At 73.2% G+C, this 16,746-nt stretch carries 13 protein-coding genes; 3 read left to right on the forward strand and 10 right to left on the reverse strand.

What is annotated here, in order from left to right; all coding sequences use genetic code 11:
* Window positions 1-16 precede the first annotated feature (16 nt).
* Window positions 17-562 carry a carbonic anhydrase gene (locus OG767_RS19565; protein ID WP_405089877.1) on the forward strand — a complete coding sequence of 182 codons (546 nt, stop codon included), beginning with the start codon at window positions 17-19 and terminating at the stop codon, window positions 560-562.
* Between the two features lie 13 nt (window positions 563-575).
* On the opposite strand, the gene OG767_RS19570 is transcribed toward OG767_RS19565, so the two are convergent.
* From OG767_RS19570 to OG767_RS19605, 8 genes are all read right to left on the reverse strand, one after another.
* Window positions 576-1,421: a DUF6671 family protein gene (locus OG767_RS19570; protein ID WP_405089878.1), complete on the reverse strand. Its 846-nt coding sequence runs from the start codon at window positions 1,419-1,421 to the stop codon at window positions 576-578.
* 45 nt (window positions 1,422-1,466) lie between these two features.
* Window positions 1,467-2,633: a M20/M25/M40 family metallo-hydrolase gene (locus tag OG767_RS19575; protein ID WP_405089879.1), complete on the reverse strand. Its 1,167-nt coding sequence runs from the start codon at window positions 2,631-2,633 to the stop codon at window positions 1,467-1,469.
* Between the two features lies 1 nt (window position 2,634).
* Window positions 2,635-3,396 (reverse strand): amino acid ABC transporter ATP-binding protein, encoded by a 762-nt coding sequence (locus OG767_RS19580; RefSeq protein ID WP_281942121.1) that lies wholly within the window; start codon window positions 3,394-3,396, stop codon window positions 2,635-2,637.
* Window positions 3,393-4,250, reverse strand: coding sequence for an amino acid ABC transporter permease (locus OG767_RS19585; protein ID WP_281942123.1), 858 nt, complete (start codon window positions 4,248-4,250; stop codon window positions 3,393-3,395). The genes OG767_RS19580 and OG767_RS19585 overlap by 4 nt, the downstream gene beginning before the upstream one ends.
* Window positions 4,251-4,362: 112 nt before the next feature.
* Window positions 4,363-5,304, reverse strand: a complete 942-nt coding sequence (locus tag OG767_RS19590; protein ID WP_405089880.1) for a transporter substrate-binding domain-containing protein — start codon at window positions 5,302-5,304, stop codon at window positions 4,363-4,365.
* A gap of 92 nt (window positions 5,305-5,396) precedes the next feature.
* The gene (locus OG767_RS19595; protein ID WP_405089881.1) at window positions 5,397-6,281 is read right to left on the reverse strand and encodes a MurR/RpiR family transcriptional regulator; all 885 of its coding nucleotides are present in this window, start codon (window positions 6,279-6,281) and stop codon (window positions 5,397-5,399) included.
* A 71-nt stretch (window positions 6,282-6,352) separates the two neighbouring features.
* On the reverse strand, window positions 6,353-7,780 hold the full coding sequence (locus tag OG767_RS19600) for a hypothetical protein (RefSeq protein WP_405089882.1): 1,428 nt from the start codon (window positions 7,778-7,780) through the stop codon (window positions 6,353-6,355).
* Between the two features lie 131 nt (window positions 7,781-7,911).
* A complete protein-coding gene (locus OG767_RS19605) occupies window positions 7,912-9,177 on the reverse strand; it encodes a cyanophycinase (RefSeq protein ID WP_405089883.1) in 1,266 nt (421 codons plus the stop codon).
* A 201-nt stretch (window positions 9,178-9,378) separates the two neighbouring features.
* Here OG767_RS19605 and OG767_RS19610 point away from each other — a divergent pair, with 201 nt between their 5' ends.
* A complete protein-coding gene (locus OG767_RS19610) occupies window positions 9,379-10,857 on the forward strand; it encodes an arabinofuranosidase catalytic domain-containing protein (RefSeq protein WP_405089884.1) in 1,479 nt (492 codons plus the stop codon).
* Window positions 10,858-10,921: 64 nt separating this feature from the next.
* On the forward strand, window positions 10,922-13,666 hold the full coding sequence (locus tag OG767_RS19615) for a beta-L-arabinofuranosidase domain-containing protein (RefSeq protein ID WP_405089885.1): 2,745 nt from the start codon (window positions 10,922-10,924) through the stop codon (window positions 13,664-13,666).
* A gap of 214 nt (window positions 13,667-13,880) precedes the next feature.
* Here the strand turns inward: OG767_RS19615 and OG767_RS19620 are convergent, their stop codons facing one another.
* Both OG767_RS19620 and araA read right to left on the reverse strand, forming a co-directional pair.
* Entirely contained in the window at window positions 13,881-14,870 is a 990-nt protein-coding gene (locus OG767_RS19620; RefSeq protein WP_281942136.1) for a LacI family DNA-binding transcriptional regulator, read from the reverse strand.
* Between the two features lie 361 nt (window positions 14,871-15,231).
* Window positions 15,232-16,734, reverse strand: coding sequence for an L-arabinose isomerase (gene araA, locus OG767_RS19625; protein WP_405089886.1), 1,503 nt, complete (start codon window positions 16,732-16,734; stop codon window positions 15,232-15,234).
* Window positions 16,735-16,746 lie beyond the last annotated feature (12 nt).

A 16,746-nucleotide genomic window follows, 5' to 3' on the forward strand; every position in this document is an offset into this window, starting at 1 on the left:
GTCACGAGGAGCAGTGATGGACATGACCGGATCGCCGCCGCAGGGATGGCCCGTCAGCCCGAGCTTCGCCCTCGCCCGGCTGCGGGCGGGACACCACCGGTTCCGGGTGGGTGCGGCGCCCACGCCGTTCACCCCGGCCGGCGCCCCGGTGGCGGCGGTCCTCTCCTGCGCCGATCCGCAGCCGGAAGCGGTGACGGTGTTCGGCGGCGCCGACGTGTTCGCGGTCCGCGCCGCCGGTCTGAGCACCGGGCCCTCGGTGCGGGGCAGCCTGGAGTACGCGGTCGGCCACCTCGGCACACCGCTGGTGGTGGTGCTCGGCCACACCGCCTGTTCGCTGCCGCACGGCAGCGGACCCGAACGGGTGCGCGCCACGCTCGCCGCGCTGCGCCGGCACTCCCCCCTGCTCGATCAGGCGGTACGCGCCGGCCGCTGCGGCCTGCACGGCATGGTCTGGCACGACGGGGAGCTGACCCTCGTCGAGGTGCGTCCCAGCGCCCCGCCACCGGTCCGGCGCGTCGGCCGCCTGCGACCGCCGAACCGGGCCGGGGCCCGGCTGGCCTGAACCGGGACGGCGCTCAGGGGTTGCAGCGCGGGCAGGACCCGGGGTCGGCCGCACCGGCCACCGGACGACGCTCGCGGTACGGGCACCGGGCACATCCGGAGACCCGCACCGCCACGTCGTGGGTGGGCGTACCGCAGTCCCGGCAGGGCAGGCCGGCCTCCGTGCCGAGCGGGCCGAACCCGGGCGCGGCGCATTCCGGGCAGGTCGTGGCGAGCCGGCGGGTCAGGCCCAGCCCGGCGGCGGCGATCACCCGCATCCGGGTCGGGTTGACGTGGGCCCGCAGGTCCGCCGCGAGCACGGCGTCGCCGTCGGCGCTGCCGGCGGCTGCCCGGCGCAGCGCGGCGAACACGTCACCGAGCCGGCGCAGACCCTTCTCCGGCCGGCCCGCGCCCCGCGCCGGCCGGACGACGACGGCGTGGTGCGGGAAGCCGACCCGGCGCAGGAAGGCCACCACCGCGAGCCGGTCCCGACCGTCGGTGGTGAGCTGCGCGTGGTTGGTCTCCAGGCTGACCACGGACTCCACCACGGTCAGGCCGGACCGGTCGTCGACAAGCGCGACGTACTCCACGTCGGCGGGCACACCGGGCAGCGTCGGGTGCGGACCGAACGCCCCCTCGCTGGCCAGGCCGACCGGGCACCCAGTCGCGGACATCCCGAGCCGCGCCTTGCGCAGCACGGTCTCCCGCGCGGTGCCGGGTCGGGGCACCTCACCGGTGAACGTGCCGAGCGCGTCGGTGTCCACCGCCGCCACCCGCAGGCCCAGGCCCAGCCGGCGGCGCAGCGGCGGGCGGAGCGCCCACTGCTTGCCGTGCATGGTCGCCAGCGCCGCCGTCACACCACGGAACGGGGAGCCCTCCACTCCCCGGACCCCACTCGACAGCCGAAATCAAATTCCGGATTCTCGCTACGTGTCGGCTCGGCCGAGCGCGTCGATCAGGCCGGCCAGCAGCGCCACCCGCGGCACCACCGAGTCGAGGTCGAGCCACTCCCCCGGGCTGTGGTCGGCGCCGCCGACCGGGCCGAGCCCGTCCAGCACGGTCGCGCCGGCCTCCGCCAGCAGGTTGGCGTCGGCGCAGCCACCGGTCGCGGTGTGCGACACCGGTACGCCGAGCCCGGCGCCCACCTTCGCGGCCAGCTCGGCCAGCCGGCGCCCGGCCGGGTCCGGCTCCCACGGCGGGGTGGGCGCCTGCACGGCCAGCTCGGCGTGCACGCCGGAGACGAGCGGCGCGGCGACCAGCCGGCGGATCTCGGCCAGCGCGGCCTCGTACTCGCCGGTGCGCCAGGCACGCAGGTCGACAAGCATCCGGGCCCGGTCGGCGACCACGTTGGGCCGGCCGCCGGCCTCCAACGCGCCGACGTTCACCGTCACCCCGGGCCAGCGGCCGTTGAGCTGGTCCAGCGCCACGGTCAGCCGGGCGGCGGCGAGCAGCGCGTTGGCGCCGCGCTCCGGTTCGATGCCGGCGTGCGCGGCCCGCCCGCGCAGCGTCACCGCCAGGTCGGCGACGCCCTTGCGGGCGGAGACCAGGTCGCCGTTGTCGCGGGCGCACTCCAGGCAGAGCGCCACGTCGGCCTCGGCCCCGAGGGTACGCAGCAACGGCCGGCTGCCCACCGACCCGATCTCCTCGTCCGGCGTGCAGACCAGCACCAGTTCGCCGTAGCGGTGCCGGTCCAGCGTGGCGAGCACCTCGACGGCGGCGAGTCCGGCGAGCACGCCGCCCTTGTCGTCGCTGACCCCCGGCCCGTACGCCCGGCCGTCCTGCACCCGGAACGGGCGGGCGGCGGCGGTGCCCGGCGGGAACACGGTGTCCAGGTGGCCGGCGAGCACGATCCGGCGGGTGCCGGCGCCCCGGCGGCGGGCGACCAGCACGTCGCCGAGCGGCCGGCCGGCCGGGTCGGCCACCGGCGCCCGCTCGACGGACAGCCCGGCGCCGAGGCACCAGCCCTGCACCAGGTCGGCGACCTCCCGCAGCCCGTCGACCTGACCGGAGCCGGAATCGACCGCGACCAGTCGGGCGAGCCGGTCGTGGTACGCGGTCAGCCGGTCACCGGCGGCGCGCAGCAGCGGGTCCATGTCAGAGCACCTTGTCGAGGAAGGCGCGGGTGCGCTCGTGGCGGGGTCGGCCGAGCACCTCGTCCGGCGGGCCGGCCTCGACCACCACGCCGTCGTCGAGGAACGCGACCTGGTCGGCGACCTCCCGGGCGAAGCCCATCTCGTGCGTCACCACCACCATGGTCATGCCGTCGGCGGCGAGCCCCTTCATCACGTCCAGCACCTCGCCGACGAGTTCCGGGTCGAGCGCGGAGGTGGGCTCGTCGAAGAGCATCAGTTTCGGGCGCATGGCCAGCGCCCGGGCGATCGCCACCCGCTGCTGCTGGCCGCCGGAGAGCTGGCTCGGGTAGTGGTCCGCGCGCTCGGCCAGCCCGACGCGGTCGAGCAGGCGCATCGCCTCGGCGCGGGCGCGTTCGCGCGGGGTGCGCAGCACCCGCACCGGCGCCTCGGTGACGTTGCCGAGCGCGGTGAGGTGCGGGAACAGGTTGAACCGCTGGAACACCATGCCGATGTCCCGGCGGCGCACCGCCACCTCGCGGGCCTTCAACTCGTGCAGCTTGTCGCCCTGGCGGCGGTAGCCGACCAGCTCGCCGTCCACCGAGAGCTGCCCGCCGTCGATGCGCTCCAGGTGGTTGACGCAGCGCAGGAACGTCGACTTGCCGGAGCCGGAGGGGCCGAGCAGGCAGGCCACCTCGCCGGGGGCCACGGTCAGGTCGATGCCCTTGAGCACCTCGACCGGGCCGAACCGCTTGGTCACGCCCTCGGCACGGACCATCGCCGTCATCGCACGCCTCCCCGGGCGAAGCCGCGGCCGAACCGGCGCTCGATCAGCCACTGGCCGACGGAGAGGAGGCTGACCAGGGCGAGGTACCAGATCGCCGCCACCAGGAGCAGCGGGATCACCTTGTAGTTGTTCTGGTAGACGCTCTGCACGGCGGTCATCAGGTCCCGTCCGGCGATGATCGACACGAGCGCTGTCGACTTGAGCATGGTGATGGTCTCGTTGCCCATCGGCGGGATGATCACGCGCATGGCCTGGGGCAGCACCACCCGGCGCAGGGTGAGCGTGGGGCCCATGCCGAGCGCGGCGGCGGCCTCGGTCTGCCCGTCGTCGACGGCCAGGATGCCGCCGCGGATCACCTCGGCCGCGTACGCCATCTCGTTGAGCGACAGCGCGAGCACGGCGGCGACGGTGCCGGTGATCACCACGCTGGTGGGGCGGTCGAACAGCACGGTGCCGGTGAACGGCACGGTGAGCGTGATCCGGGGGAACAGCGCGCCGAGGAACCCGAAGAAGATGATCTGCACCAGCAGCGGGGTGCCGCGGAAGACCCAGATGAACGTCCACGAGACGCCGCGCAGCACCGGGTTGTCGGAGAGCCGCAGCACGGCGAGCAGGACGCCGCCGGCGGTGCCGAGCAGCATGGCGAGCAGCGTGAGCCAGAGCGTGGTGACCACGCCGTCGAGCACGTAGTCCTGGAACAGGTAGTGGGCCACGGTGCGGGGTTCGAGGTTGGGGCTGGTCAGCAGCGCCCGCAGGAACATCGCGGCCAGCCCGGCCACGACCAGCGCGGTGAGCCAGCGGCCGTAGTGGCGGACGGGGACGACCCGTACCGTCGGGGTTTCGGTGGTGGTCATCGTGGGAGTGCCTCCGGCAGGGGTGCGGCGGTCGCCGGGCGCCTTCGGGCCCGCCCTCACGGAGTCGAAAGGGCGCCCGGCGACCGCGGTTCGGGGGGCGGTGGTCCGCCGGTCAGTCGATGGCCTGGTCGACGGTGGCCTTGTCGATCGCGATCGGGGTCTGCTTCCAGCGGGCCAGGATCTTGCCGTAGGTGCCGTCGTCGATCAGGGACTGCACGGCGGCCCGGTACGCCTCGGCCAGTTCCTTGTTCGCCTTGAGGAACCCGAAGCCGTTCGGGCTGGCCAGCCAGCCGTTGGGCGAGGACGGGTCGTCGACCAGCTCGGCCTTGCCGGCGAGCGAGCCGGCGGTCTCCACCAGGTTGACCCGGGTGGCGGCGACCACCTGCACGTTGCCGGCGATCAGCGCCTGCACCGCCTGCGGGTTCTCCGGGTACTCCTTGATCTCCAGCGGCCGGCCGGCGCAGCTCTCCTTGGCGTACGTGGCCAGATTCTTCGCCTGGTTGCTGGCCTTCTGCACGGCGACCGTCCGGCCGCAGAGGTCGGCCACCGTCTTCACGCCGAGCGGGTTGCCGGCGGCGACCAGGAACCCGGTGCCGGAGGCGGAGTAGTCGACGAACGTGGCGACCTGCTGGCGTTCCTTCTTGTCGGTGATGCCACCGGCGATGGCGTCGTACTTGGCGGCCTGGAGGCCGGGCACCAGGCCGTCGAACGGCTGCTGGGTGAAGGTGGCCTTGAGGCCGAGCCGGGCCGAGGCGGCCTGGAACAGGTCGGGGTCGAGGCCGACGAACTGGTCGGTGCGGCCCTCCACCTTGAAGTCGACGAACGGCTGGTAGGGGGCGTTGGTGGCGACCGTGACGGTGCCGCGACCGCGGACGTCGGACGGGACCTTGGCGGCGACGGCCTTGTCGGTCTCGACCGGGCCGACACCGTCGATGGTGACCGAGACGGGCTTGATCTCGTCGGTGGCGCCGCCGGTGGCGGTGGCGCCACCGCAGGCGGTGGTGGCGAGCAACGCCGTGGTCGCGCCGACCAGGGCGAGGGAACGGATGCGCATGGGGAGTCCTTCCGGGGGCCGGATCAGCCAGCCCCCGGACTGTAACTCACGTTACGATCTCGGTGGGGTTACAGTTTTTTGTAACGGACGTTTCAGTGGTCGCCGAACGCCTGCTGCGCCCCCTCCATCGCCTTGAGCCGCGCGCCGGCCACCGGGCCGAGCCTGTCGATCAGCGCCGCGACCAGCGTCTCCACCAACGCCAGCGTGGGCACGAAGCTGTCGTACGGCGACGGCGAGTCGACCCGGGCGGGCAGCACCACCTCGGCCAGCCCGGCCACCGGCGACAGCCACCGGTCGGTGAACAGCACCACCCGGGCGCCCCGCGCGGTCACCTCCCGGGCCAGCGCCAGCGTCGGCTCCTCGTACCGGCGGAAGTCGAAGAGCACGACGAGATCCCGCTTGCCGACGTCGACGAGCATGTCGGCGCGCGCCACCGGCCCGGGCGGCAGCAGCCGGCTGTTGCCGCGCACCTGCATCAGGTGCAGCACCAGGTAACTGGCCACCAGCGCGGAGAACCGGCCACCGGCCGCGGTGACCCGGAACTGCTGGTCGGCGAGGAGCCGCACGGCCGCGTCCAGCTCCCCCCGGGGCAGGTCGGCGAGCGTGCCGGCCACCGCCGCCGGCAGCGTCGTCGCGGCCCGGGGCAACGCGCCCTCCGGCGGCGCCCCGCCGTGCTCGGCGGCCCGGTAGGCGGTCAGCGGCGAGGTCTCCCGCTCCGCCAACTCGTCGCGCAGCGCGCGCTGGAACTCCGGGTACCCGCCGAAACCGAGCCGGGACAGCAGCCGCAGCACGGTCGGCGCGCTCACCTCGGCGCGTTCGGCAAGCGCGGCCACCGTGCCCAGGCCGGCGGAGGGATAGGCGGCGAGCAGCGTGCGGGCGACCCGGCGCTCGGCCGGGCTGCACTCGCCGAGCCGTCCACGGATCAGCGCCGCGACGCCCACCACGTGCGGATCGTCGACAGCTTCGGAGTTCGGCACGAGCAGAGCGTAACGGCCCACCGGCCGGTGGGCGGGCGGGCGTCGCCCGCCCGCCCACGAACCCGTTCCGGTCAGGACTTCGTGATCGCGCAGGCGTAGTCGGCGGTGCCGGAGCCGGCGTACGCCTCCAGGTCGAGGTGGTAGGTGGCCGAGCCGGAGGCGGTCCGGGTCAGCGTGACCGACTCGTCCGTCCCGGCGCCGTCGTTCACCGACCGGGTCAGCGTGCTGCCGGTGGCGCTGAGCAGGTACAGGTCCGCGTCGTAGGCGGACGGCACCGCGCAGTTCACGGTCAGCGTCTGTCCACTGCCGAGCGTCAGCGAGAAGTAGTCCCGGTCGGCGGTGCTCTTCATGTCCCCGGTGACGGTGGCCGGGAAGGTCAGCCCGGAGATGTTGTTCGCGGCGGTCCGGGAGTCGTTCGGCTCCACCTCGGCGTAGGACGACCCGCCCGACGGCGGCGGGGTGGTCGAGCAGTCGGTCACCGGCGTGCCGCTGTAGAGGCTGCTGTCCGGCACGCCGGCACGCACGCTGCGCAGGTAGTAGCCGCAGGTGGGCCGGTTGGCGAAGTCGTAGCTCTGCCCGTCGGTCAACTTCCAGATCTTGACGCCGGTGTAGGTCAGCGGCTGCCCGGACACCGCCACCTCGGGCTGGTGGTCGCCGAGCACCACGTACGCGCTCGGGCCGCTGAGCGTGGCCCGGCCGGCCCGGTCGACGTAGAGCGACGCGCCCTCCTCGACCCCGACGCCCCACGCCTTGCCGCCGGCGACCAGCCCGTCCTTGACCGCGCGGGCCACGAACGCGATGGTCCGGCCCATCCGGTCCCGGGTGACGAAGTGCGAGTCGTTGATCGTCCCGGCGTAGTTCGGCCAGCGGAACATGCCGGTGGTGAACGTCAACGACCTGTCGTACGGGTTGGCCAGCGCGGTCGCCGAGGTGGTGCTCGCGGTGCAGGCGTCGTAGACCACGTCGCTGTTGACGTGGTGCCCGGCGCTGCCGCCGCCGACGCCGCCGCCCTTGGCCACCACCGACTCCACCGACGCCTCCAGCGCGGTGCCCTTCCAGGCCACGTAGCGGCACTGGTCGCCGCCGGCGAAGTAGACGAACTCGGCGTTGCGGATGTCCGCGTTGACCTGACTGTTGTTGCCGTCCGCGGTGGCGGTGAGGGTGAGCGTGGTGCAGGAGTTGACGCCGGCCAGCGGCGTGATCACGTCGCACTCCGGGGTGCCGGAGCCGGAGCCGGCGACCACCACCACGTCGATCGCGCCGGTGCCGCCGCGGATCGCGTCGACCGCCCTGGTCATGGTGGCGGTGACGATGCCGCCGGAGCCGTTCATGGTGTACGCCGGGCCGGACCAGCTCGCCCGGCTGGCGTCCGTGGCGCTGCCCTGGCGTACCCGGGTGACCTGGGCGTGCGCGGCGGTGACGCCGAGCGGGGCGACGGTGAGCAGTGCGGCGGCGGCCGCCGTCACGGCGAGCCGGCGAGAGTTGTGGGAAGGGGACATGGGCACCTCCGAGGGGCCACGAAGCGATGAAACAGAAGTTACATCCATTAAGTTCACTGCTCAATACGTAACTTCTGTTACATGCCGGTGACGGCGGCGCCGGGCACCCGGCCCGACGCCGCCCGCCCGCGTCAGGCCGGCCGGATGCCGACCACCACGTCGGTGAACGTGGTGGCCGTCGCGCCCCGCCAGGCCGCGAAGCCGGTGCCCCGGGTCAGCCGCGCCACCCACATCGGGTCCTTCTCGTACGACGTGCCGCCGACCGCCACACACCCGGTACGAGCGGCCAGACCGTCCTCGACCAACCCGACCATGGCGTAGTCGTAGAAGACGTCCTCGGACGGCGTCGCGGTGCACGCGCCGGCGGCCGGCCGGACGCGCGGCTTGCCGGCGGCCGGCACGAGCCGCCAGCGCGGCGCGTCGTACGCGTCCCCGGCGGTGAGCCGGCTCCACCGCACGCCCTCGATCCCCCACACCCCGTCGTGGTCGGTGACCCGGGCCCGGCGCAGGTCCAGCACGCCGACCCCACGCTGCCCGAGCACCCGCAGCGACTGCCGCCGGCCGCCGACGCCGGTCACCTCCAGCGCGGTGTTCTCGTCCAGGCCGAACACCCGGTGGTGCCCGGTGTCCGAGGCGAGGCGGATCGACCGCGCCTCCCGCCCCCGGCGGGAGAAGTGCGTGTCGACCAGCCCGGCGGTGAAGAACCCGAACCCGCCGCGCGGCAGGTAGCCGAGCACGTCCGGGTCGTCGAAGTAGCCCGGCTTCGCGCCGTCGCGCAGCCCCGGCTCGGTGGAACCACCGGTGATCATGTCCCGGCCGGCCATGATCTGCGCGCCCGCGCTGGTGCCGGCGACCACCGCGCCGCCCCGCAGCTTGCGCCGGATCGCGGCCAGCGCCGCGCTGTCCCGCTGCGCCGCGCCCCGGGTCATCGTGGTGACGTAGCGGTACTGGTCGCCGCCGCCGAGGAAGAAGCCGGTCATCGACTCGATCTGCCGGACCACCGCCGGATCGTCGGCGGCGCCCGGGTGGTCCAGGTCGATCGGGATCCACCGGGCGTCGGCCACCCCGTAGGAACGGAACAGGTCGGCGTAGTAGTCGCCGTTGCAGACACTGTTGTTGCAGTCCGGCGTGCCGGCGTCGGGATCCTCGGCGGGCACCGGCGCGCCCGCGGTGAGGATGCCGATCCGGGCCTTTCCGGGGCCGCCGGCCAGCCGGACGATGTCGTCGTAGATCTCCCGGTTGTCGTCGGCGAGCGCGCCGCCGACCAGCACCAGACTGCCGCCGTGGCGGTGCGGGTGGGACCCGGTGGCCGAGGCCGGGACCGCGGCGACCGGCACACTGAGCACGACCGCCGCGCAGGCGCCGACCCCCAGGGTCAGCAGGCGGTTCAAGGGCATGGTTGCTCCTCACAGAACCGTGAGGGCGGGCCGCGAGCAGAGCGTACGGCATCCGCGCCGCAGCGACAATGTTGAGAGCGCTAACATCGCCTTCCGTTAATCTCCGACGCCAACGAAGCGTTGACAGTCGACTATGTAAACGCCACGCTAAGAGCGATTGTTAGCGTTAACTTGGTCGTCATCTCCGTTGGAGGAGGATCGATGGACCCCACCACCACCCGTCGTCGCCTGGCGGTCGCGCTCGCCCCCCTGGCCCTGCTGGTCGCCGTGACCGCGTCCGTGATCGCCCCGGACGCGTCCCCGGCGCGCGCCGCCGGCACCGGGCCCTGCGACATCTACGCCGCCGGCGGCACGCCCTGCGTGGCCGCGCACAGCACCACCCGCGCGCTCTACGGCGCCTACGCCGGGCCGCTCTACCAACTGCGCCGCGCGTCCGACAACACCACCCGCGACGTCGCGCCGCTCGCCGCCGGCGACGTCGCGAACGCCGCCACCCAGGACGCGTTCTGCGCCAACACGAGCTGCCTGATCAGCGTCATCTACGACCAGTCCGGCCGCGGCAACCACCTGACCCAGGCGCCACCCGGCGGGTTCTCCGGCCCGGCGGCCGGCGGCTACGACAACCTCGCCGACGCCACACTCGCCCCGGTCACGCTGAACGGCCGCAAGGCGTACGGGGTGTTCGTGGCGCCCGGCACCGGCTACCGCGACAACACCACCAACGGCATCGCCAAGGGCGACCAACCCGAGGGCATGTACGCCATCTTCGACGGCACCCACTACAACGGCGGCTGCTGCTTCGACTACGGCAACGCCGAGACCAACAGCCGCGACAACGGCAACGGCACCATGGAAGCCATCTACTTCGGCAACATCAAGGTCTGGGGCTACGGCACCGGCAACGGCCCCTGGGTGATGGCGGACCTGGAGAACGGCCTCTTCTCCGGCGTCAATCCCGGCTACAACGCCAACGACCCGTCGGTGAGCCACCGGTTCCTGACCGCGATCGTCAAGGGCGAGCCGAACCACTGGGCCATCCGGGCCGGCAACGCCCAGTCCGGCGCGCTGTCCACGTACTACAACGGGCCCCGTCCCAACGCGCCCGGCTACAACCCGATGAAGAAGGAAGGCGCGATCATCCTCGGCATCGGCGGCGACAACAGCCACGGCTCCGCCGGCACGTTCTACGAGGGCGTGATGACCTCCGGCTACCCGACCGACGCCACCGAGAACGCGGTCCAGGCCAACATCACCGCCGCCGGCTACGCGGCGGCCACCGGCGGCAGCCGGCAGAACGTGGAGATCGTCGGCGGCCAGTCGGGCCGCTGCGTCGACGTGCCGAACGGCAGCACCACCAACGGCACCCAGGTACAGCTCTGGGACTGCTGGGGCGGCACCATGCAGCGCTGGACCTACACCGCCGCCCGGCAACTCCAGGTGTACGGCAACAAGTGCCTCGACGCCGAGGCGTCCGGGACCACCGCCGGCACCCGGGCCATCATCTGGGACTGCAACGGCCAGGCCAACCAGCAGTGGAACCTCAACGGCAACGGCACCGTCAGCAGCGCCCAGTCCGGGCTCTGCCTCGACGCCACCAGCCAGGGCACCGCGAACGGCACCAAGGTCGCGCTCTGGACCTGCAACGGCGGCGCCAACCAGCAGTGGAACCTGCGCAACTGATCCGGCGGCCGGGCGGGCGACGGCCCGCCCGGCCGACCCCGTACTCCCGTCCCGGAGGCTTCGCATGCCCGCTCCCCTCATGAACCGCCGGATGCTCCTGCGCGCGACCGGCGCGACCGCCGTCGCGGCCACCGCCGGCTCCCTCACCGGCGGTGGCGCGGCCGGCGCGGCGCTGGCCCCGGCCCGCCCGGACATCGGCGTCTCCGCGTACGCGTTCGACCCCGGCCAGGTACGGCTGACCGCGAGCCGCTGGCTGGACAACCAGAACCGCACGCTGTCCTACCTGCGTTTCGTCGACGTCAACCGGCTGCTCTACAACTTCCGCGCCAACCACCGGCTCTCCACCGCCGGGGCCGCCGCCAACAGTGGCTGGGACGCGCCGAACTTCCCGTTCCGCACCCACATGCAGGGCCACTTCCTGACCGCCTGGGCGCAGGCCTGGGCGGTGACCGGCGACACCACCTGCCGGGACAAGGCGGTCACCATGGTCGCCGAGCTGGCGAAGTGCCAGGCCAACAACGGCGCGGCCGGCTTCAACACCGGCTACCTGTCCGGCTTCGGAGAGTCCGACTTCACCGCGCTGGAGGCCCGGACGCTGAGCAACGGCAACGTGCCGTACTACTGCATCCACAAGACGCTGGCCGGCCTGCTCGACGTGTGGCGCCTGATCGGCAGCACGCAGGCCCGGGACGTGCTGCTGGCGCTCGCCGGCTGGGTCGACCAGCGCACCGGCCGGCTCACCTCGGCCCAGATGCAGGCCATGCTCGGCACCGAGTTCGGCGGCATGAACGCGGTGCTCACCGACCTCTACCAGCAGACCGGCGACGCCCGGTGGCTGACCACGGCGCAGCGCTTCGACCACGCCGCCGTGTTCAACCCGCTCGCGTCGAATTCCGACCAGCTCAACGGACTGCACGCGAACACCCAGGTGCCGAAGTGGATCGGGGCGGCCCGGGAGTACAAGGCCACCGGCACCACCCGCTACCGCGACATCGCCACCAACGCCTGGACCATCACCGTCGGCGCACACACGTACGCCATCGGCGGCAACAGCCAGGCCGAGCACTTCCGCGCGCCCAACGCCATCGCCGGCTACCTGCGCAACGACACCTGCGAGGCGTGCAACACCTACAACATGCTCAAGCTGACCCGGGAGCTGTGGCAGCTCGACCCCGACCGGGTCGGATACGTCGACTTCTACGAGCGGGCGCTGCTCAACCACATGATCGGCCAGCAGAACCCGGCCGACAGCCACGGCCACGTCACGTACTTCACCCCGCTGAACCCGGGCGGTCGACGCGGTGTCGGCCCGGCCTGGGGCGGCGGCACCTGGAGCACCGACTACAACTCCTTCTGGTGCTGCCAGGGCACCGGGCTGGAGACCAACACCAACCTGGCCGACGGCATCTACTACCACAACGGCACCACGCTGACCGTCAACCTGTTCCTGCCCTCGGTGCTCACCTGGAGCCAGCGCGGCATCACGGTCACCCAGAGCACCTCGTACCCGGTCTCGGACACCACGACGCTCACCGTCACCGGCTCGGTGGCCGGGTCGTGGACGATGCGGATCCGGATCCCGTCGTGGACCACCGGGGCGACCGTCAGTGTCAACGGCACGGCGCAGGGCATCGCCACCACGCCGGGCAGCTACGCCGTGCTGACCCGCGACTGGGCCGCCGGGGACGTGGTCACGGTCCGCCTGCCGATGCGGGTGACCACGGTGGCCGCCAACGACGACGCGGCGGTCCAGGCGGTCATGTACGGGCCGGTGGTGCTCTCCGGCAACTACGGCAACACCACGCTGAGCGCGCTGCCGACGCTTGACGTCGCCTCGGTCACCCGGACCGGAGGCAGCTCGCTGGCGTTCACCGCCACCGCGAACGGCGCCGCCGTCAACCTCGGACCCTTCTACGACGCGCACGGGTTCAACTACACGGTCTACTGGCGGGCCGGCACGGGCGGCGGCGGTGGCGGCGAGGCGAGCTTCCGGCTGGCCAACGCCGCCAGCGGGCTCGTGCTGGGCATCCAGAACATGTCCACCGCCGACGGCGGGCTCGCCCTCCAGTGGGGCGACACCGGCACCGCCGACCACGACTGGCAACTCCTGGTCGACGGGTCGGCGCTGAAACTACGCAACGTCAACAGCGGCAAGGTGCTCGGCGTGGAGAACATGTCCACCACCGACAACGCGCGGATCCTCCAGTGGGCCGACAACGGCACCGCGGACCACCTCTGGACCGTGGTCGACGTCGGCGACGGCACCCACAAGCTGCGCAACGTCAACAGCGGCAAGCTGCTCGGCATCTCCGGCGGCTCGACCGCGCAGGGCGCGACGGCGGTGCAGGACCCGGACAACGGCAGCGCGGACAACCAGTGGCGCTTCCTGCCCAACGGCGCCCGCCGGCTCCAGAACCTCGGCAGCGGGCTCGTGCTCGGCGTGCAGGACATGTCCACCGCCGACGGCGGGCTGGTCATCCAATGGGGCGACTCCGGCACCGCCGACCACCTCTGGACCGCGCTCGTGGACACCGGCGGCTACCTGCGGCTGCGCAACTCGAACAGCGGCAGGGTGCTCGGTGTCGAGGGCGGCTCCACCGCTGCCGGCGCGCGGATCGTCCAGTGGGCCGACAACGGCGCCGCCGACCACCGCTGGCGGCTGCGCCACGGCGGGAACGGCTACTTCCGGATCCAGTGCGCGAACGGCGGTCGGGTGCTCGGCCTGAGCGGCGGCTCCGGCAGCCAGGGGGCGCAGGCCGTGCTCGGCGACGATTCCGGCGCCGCGCACCAGCGCTGGCGCTTCGTCTGAGACTCGGGGTACGCGTCGCGGCGCCCCGCCCCGCGTACCTCCGTGGTGACGCCGTCGCCGCCGGGCCGGGCGACCCGGCGGCGACGGCTCCGCCCCGCCGCGCGAGCCGGCTGATCGGACGCGCCCGGCGGACGCCGACGCCCCTGCCGAGCCCACCGGCTCGGCGCGGGGCCGGGGTGGGCCGAGAACCGCTCAGCGCAGCGAGGGCGAGGCCTCAGCGCACCGGGGGCGGGCCGACGCTGCGGCGTGGGACCAGCGTCGGCGCGATGGTCTGCCGCAGCGGCCCGACGCTGGCGGACTCGATCTGGGTCAGCAGCAGATCGAGGCTCGCCCGGGCCACCGCCCCGAAGTCGGGCCGCACGGTGGTCAGCGGCGGGATGAAGTAGGCCGCCTCCGGCACGTCGTCGAAACCGACCACGCTGATGTCGTCCGGCACCCGTCGGCCGTGCTCGTGCAGCGCCCGCAGCACACCGAGCGCCAGGTGGTCGTTGGCGGTGAAGACAGCGGTGACCTCCGGCATCCGGGCCAGCATCTGACCGCACCGGTAGCCCGCCGCGGCCGACCAGTCCGCCGGGACCAGCGGCGGCACCTCGGCGCCGGCGAGCCGCAGCGCCTCGCGCCAGCCCTCGATCCGGCCGGCGCTGTCGAACCAGTCCGACGGGCCGGACACGTGCCAGACCGTGCGGTGCCCGGCGTCGAGCAGGTGCTGGGTGGCGGCCCGGGCACCAGCCACCTGGTCCACCGTCACCAGCGGGATCGGCCGGCGCGGATCGCCGTCGACGGTCACCAGCGGCACGTCGTGGGGCAGCCGTTCCAGTGCCTCGCCGGCCGACTCGACCGGCGCGATCACCACGATGCCGGCCACCCGGTGCGCGAGGTGACGCTCCACCGCGGCCGAGATGGACCGGTGGTCGAGGTCGCTGACGCTGCCCACGCTGACCGCGAAGCCGGCCTCGGCGGCGGTCTGCTCCAGCGCGGCCAGCAGCGAGGCCGGGCCGTAGAGCGTGGTGTTCTGCGCGACCACGCCGATCACCTGGGACCGGCCGGTGACCAGCGCGCGGGCCGCGCGGTTGGGTCGGTAACCGAGTTCGGTGATCGCCGCCTGGACCCGTAGTCGGGTCTGCTCCCGCACATTGGGATGCCCGTTCAGCACCCGGGAGACCGTCTGGTGCGAGACGCCGGCGAGGCGTGCCACGTCCGTCATCGCAGGACCGCGCACGGCCACCTCACTTTCGCCACTGCCCACGTGGCCGAACCGGGTCGACGTCGACCGGGCCGGCCCGGGTGGCGACAGTCTACGCCAGTTGTCCCACCGGTCACGGTACGGTCGATCCACCGTTCGCGTCATCCTGTCGGATTATCGGAGAATTGACGACGAGCCCATTCTCCATTCGTGGCGACCACGGGGAAGCCGCAGCTCCGGACCGGTCGGAGGACCGGGGTGGGGCATTTCCGGCGAGTGCCGGCACCCCACCCCGGGCAATTCTCCGGCGCGTCAGGCACGGAAAATGGTGACCCGCGTCACGGCGACCGAACCGGTTTCCGGTGCAGAACTGCCGGCCCGGTCAGAATCCGCGGGCGAGCCGGTAGTACGCCTGGTTCCAGCGCAGCTCGTCGGCGAAGCGGTGCGCCTCGGTGTCGCCGTCGATGACCACCAGCTCGGTACGCGTCATCGCGGCCAGGTCGCGCAGCTCCTCCACGCCCACCGCCTGGGAGAGCACGGTGTGGTGCGGCGCGCCCGCCGTGATCCACGCCTCCGCCGAACCGGACAGGTCCGGCCGGGGCCGCCAGACCGCGCGGGCCACCGGCAGCCGGCGCAACGGCTGCGGCGGCGGCACCACGTCGACCACGTTGGCCACCAGCCGGAACCGCTCCCCCATGTCGGCCATGCCGAGCACCACCGCCGGGCCGGACGCCGCGTTGAAGACCAGCCGGACCGGGTCCTCCCGCCCACCGATGCCCAGCGGGTGCACCTCCGCCGTCGGCACGTCCGCGGCGATGCTCGGGCACACCTCCAGCATGTGCGCGCCGAGCACCAGCTCGTGCCCGAACGTCAGGTCGTAGGTGTAGTCCTCCATGAAGGACGTGCCGCCCTCGACGCCGACGGCCATCGCCTTCAGCGTCCGGACCAGCACGGAGGTCTTCCAGTCCCCTTCCCCGCCGAAGCCGTACCCCTCGGCCATCAGCCGCTGCACCGCGATGCCGGGAAGCTGGCGCAGGCCGCCCAGGTCCTCGAAGTTCGTGGTGAACGCGCGGAAGCCGCCGGTGTCCAGGAACGCGCGCAGACCCAGCTCCTGGCGGGCGGCGTAGCGCAGCGAGTCGTGCCGCTCGCCGCCGGGACGCAGCGCGGCGTCCACCCGGTAGGTGTCGTCGTACTCCTTGACCAGGTCGTCCACCTGCGCGTCGGCGACCGCGTCGACCGCGTCGACCAGGTCGTTGACGCCGTAGGTGTTGACCGAGACGCCGAACCGCAGCTCCGCCTCGACCTTGTCCCCCTCGGTCACCGCGACGTCGCGCATGTTGTCGCCGAACCGGGCCAGCCGCAGCGTCCGCATCGACGACGAGCCGACCGCCGCGCGGGCCCAGGCCGCCACCCGGCCGACCACCCGCGGGTCGGTGACGTGGCCGGCGATCGTCTTGCGGGCCACCCCGAGCCGGGTCTGGATGTACCCGAACTCGCGGTCGCCGTGCGCGGCCTGGTTCAGGTTCATGAAGTCCATGTCGATGGTGTCCCACGGCAGCGCCACGTTGGCCTGCGTGTGCAGGTGCAGCAGCGGCGTCTGCAGCGCGTCCAGCCCGGCGATCCACATCTTCGCCGGCGAGAACGTGTGCATCCAGGCGATCACCCCGACCGCGCCCTGCACGGCCGCGTCCCGGCACACCGCCAGAATGTCCGCGCTGGAGGTCAGGACCGGCTTCCAGCACACCCGGACCGGGATGTCCGGCGAGGCGTCCAACCGGGCGGCGATCTCCCGGGACTGGTCGGCGACCTGCCGGAGCGTGTCCTCGCCGTAGAGGCCCTGGCTGCCGGTGAGGAACCAGACCTCGGGCTGGGGGTGAGTTGCCATGTTGTTGCCTTC

The organism is Micromonospora sp. NBC_01392 (assembly GCF_045040125.1).
Lineage (GTDB): Bacteria > Actinomycetota > Actinomycetes > Mycobacteriales > Micromonosporaceae > Micromonospora.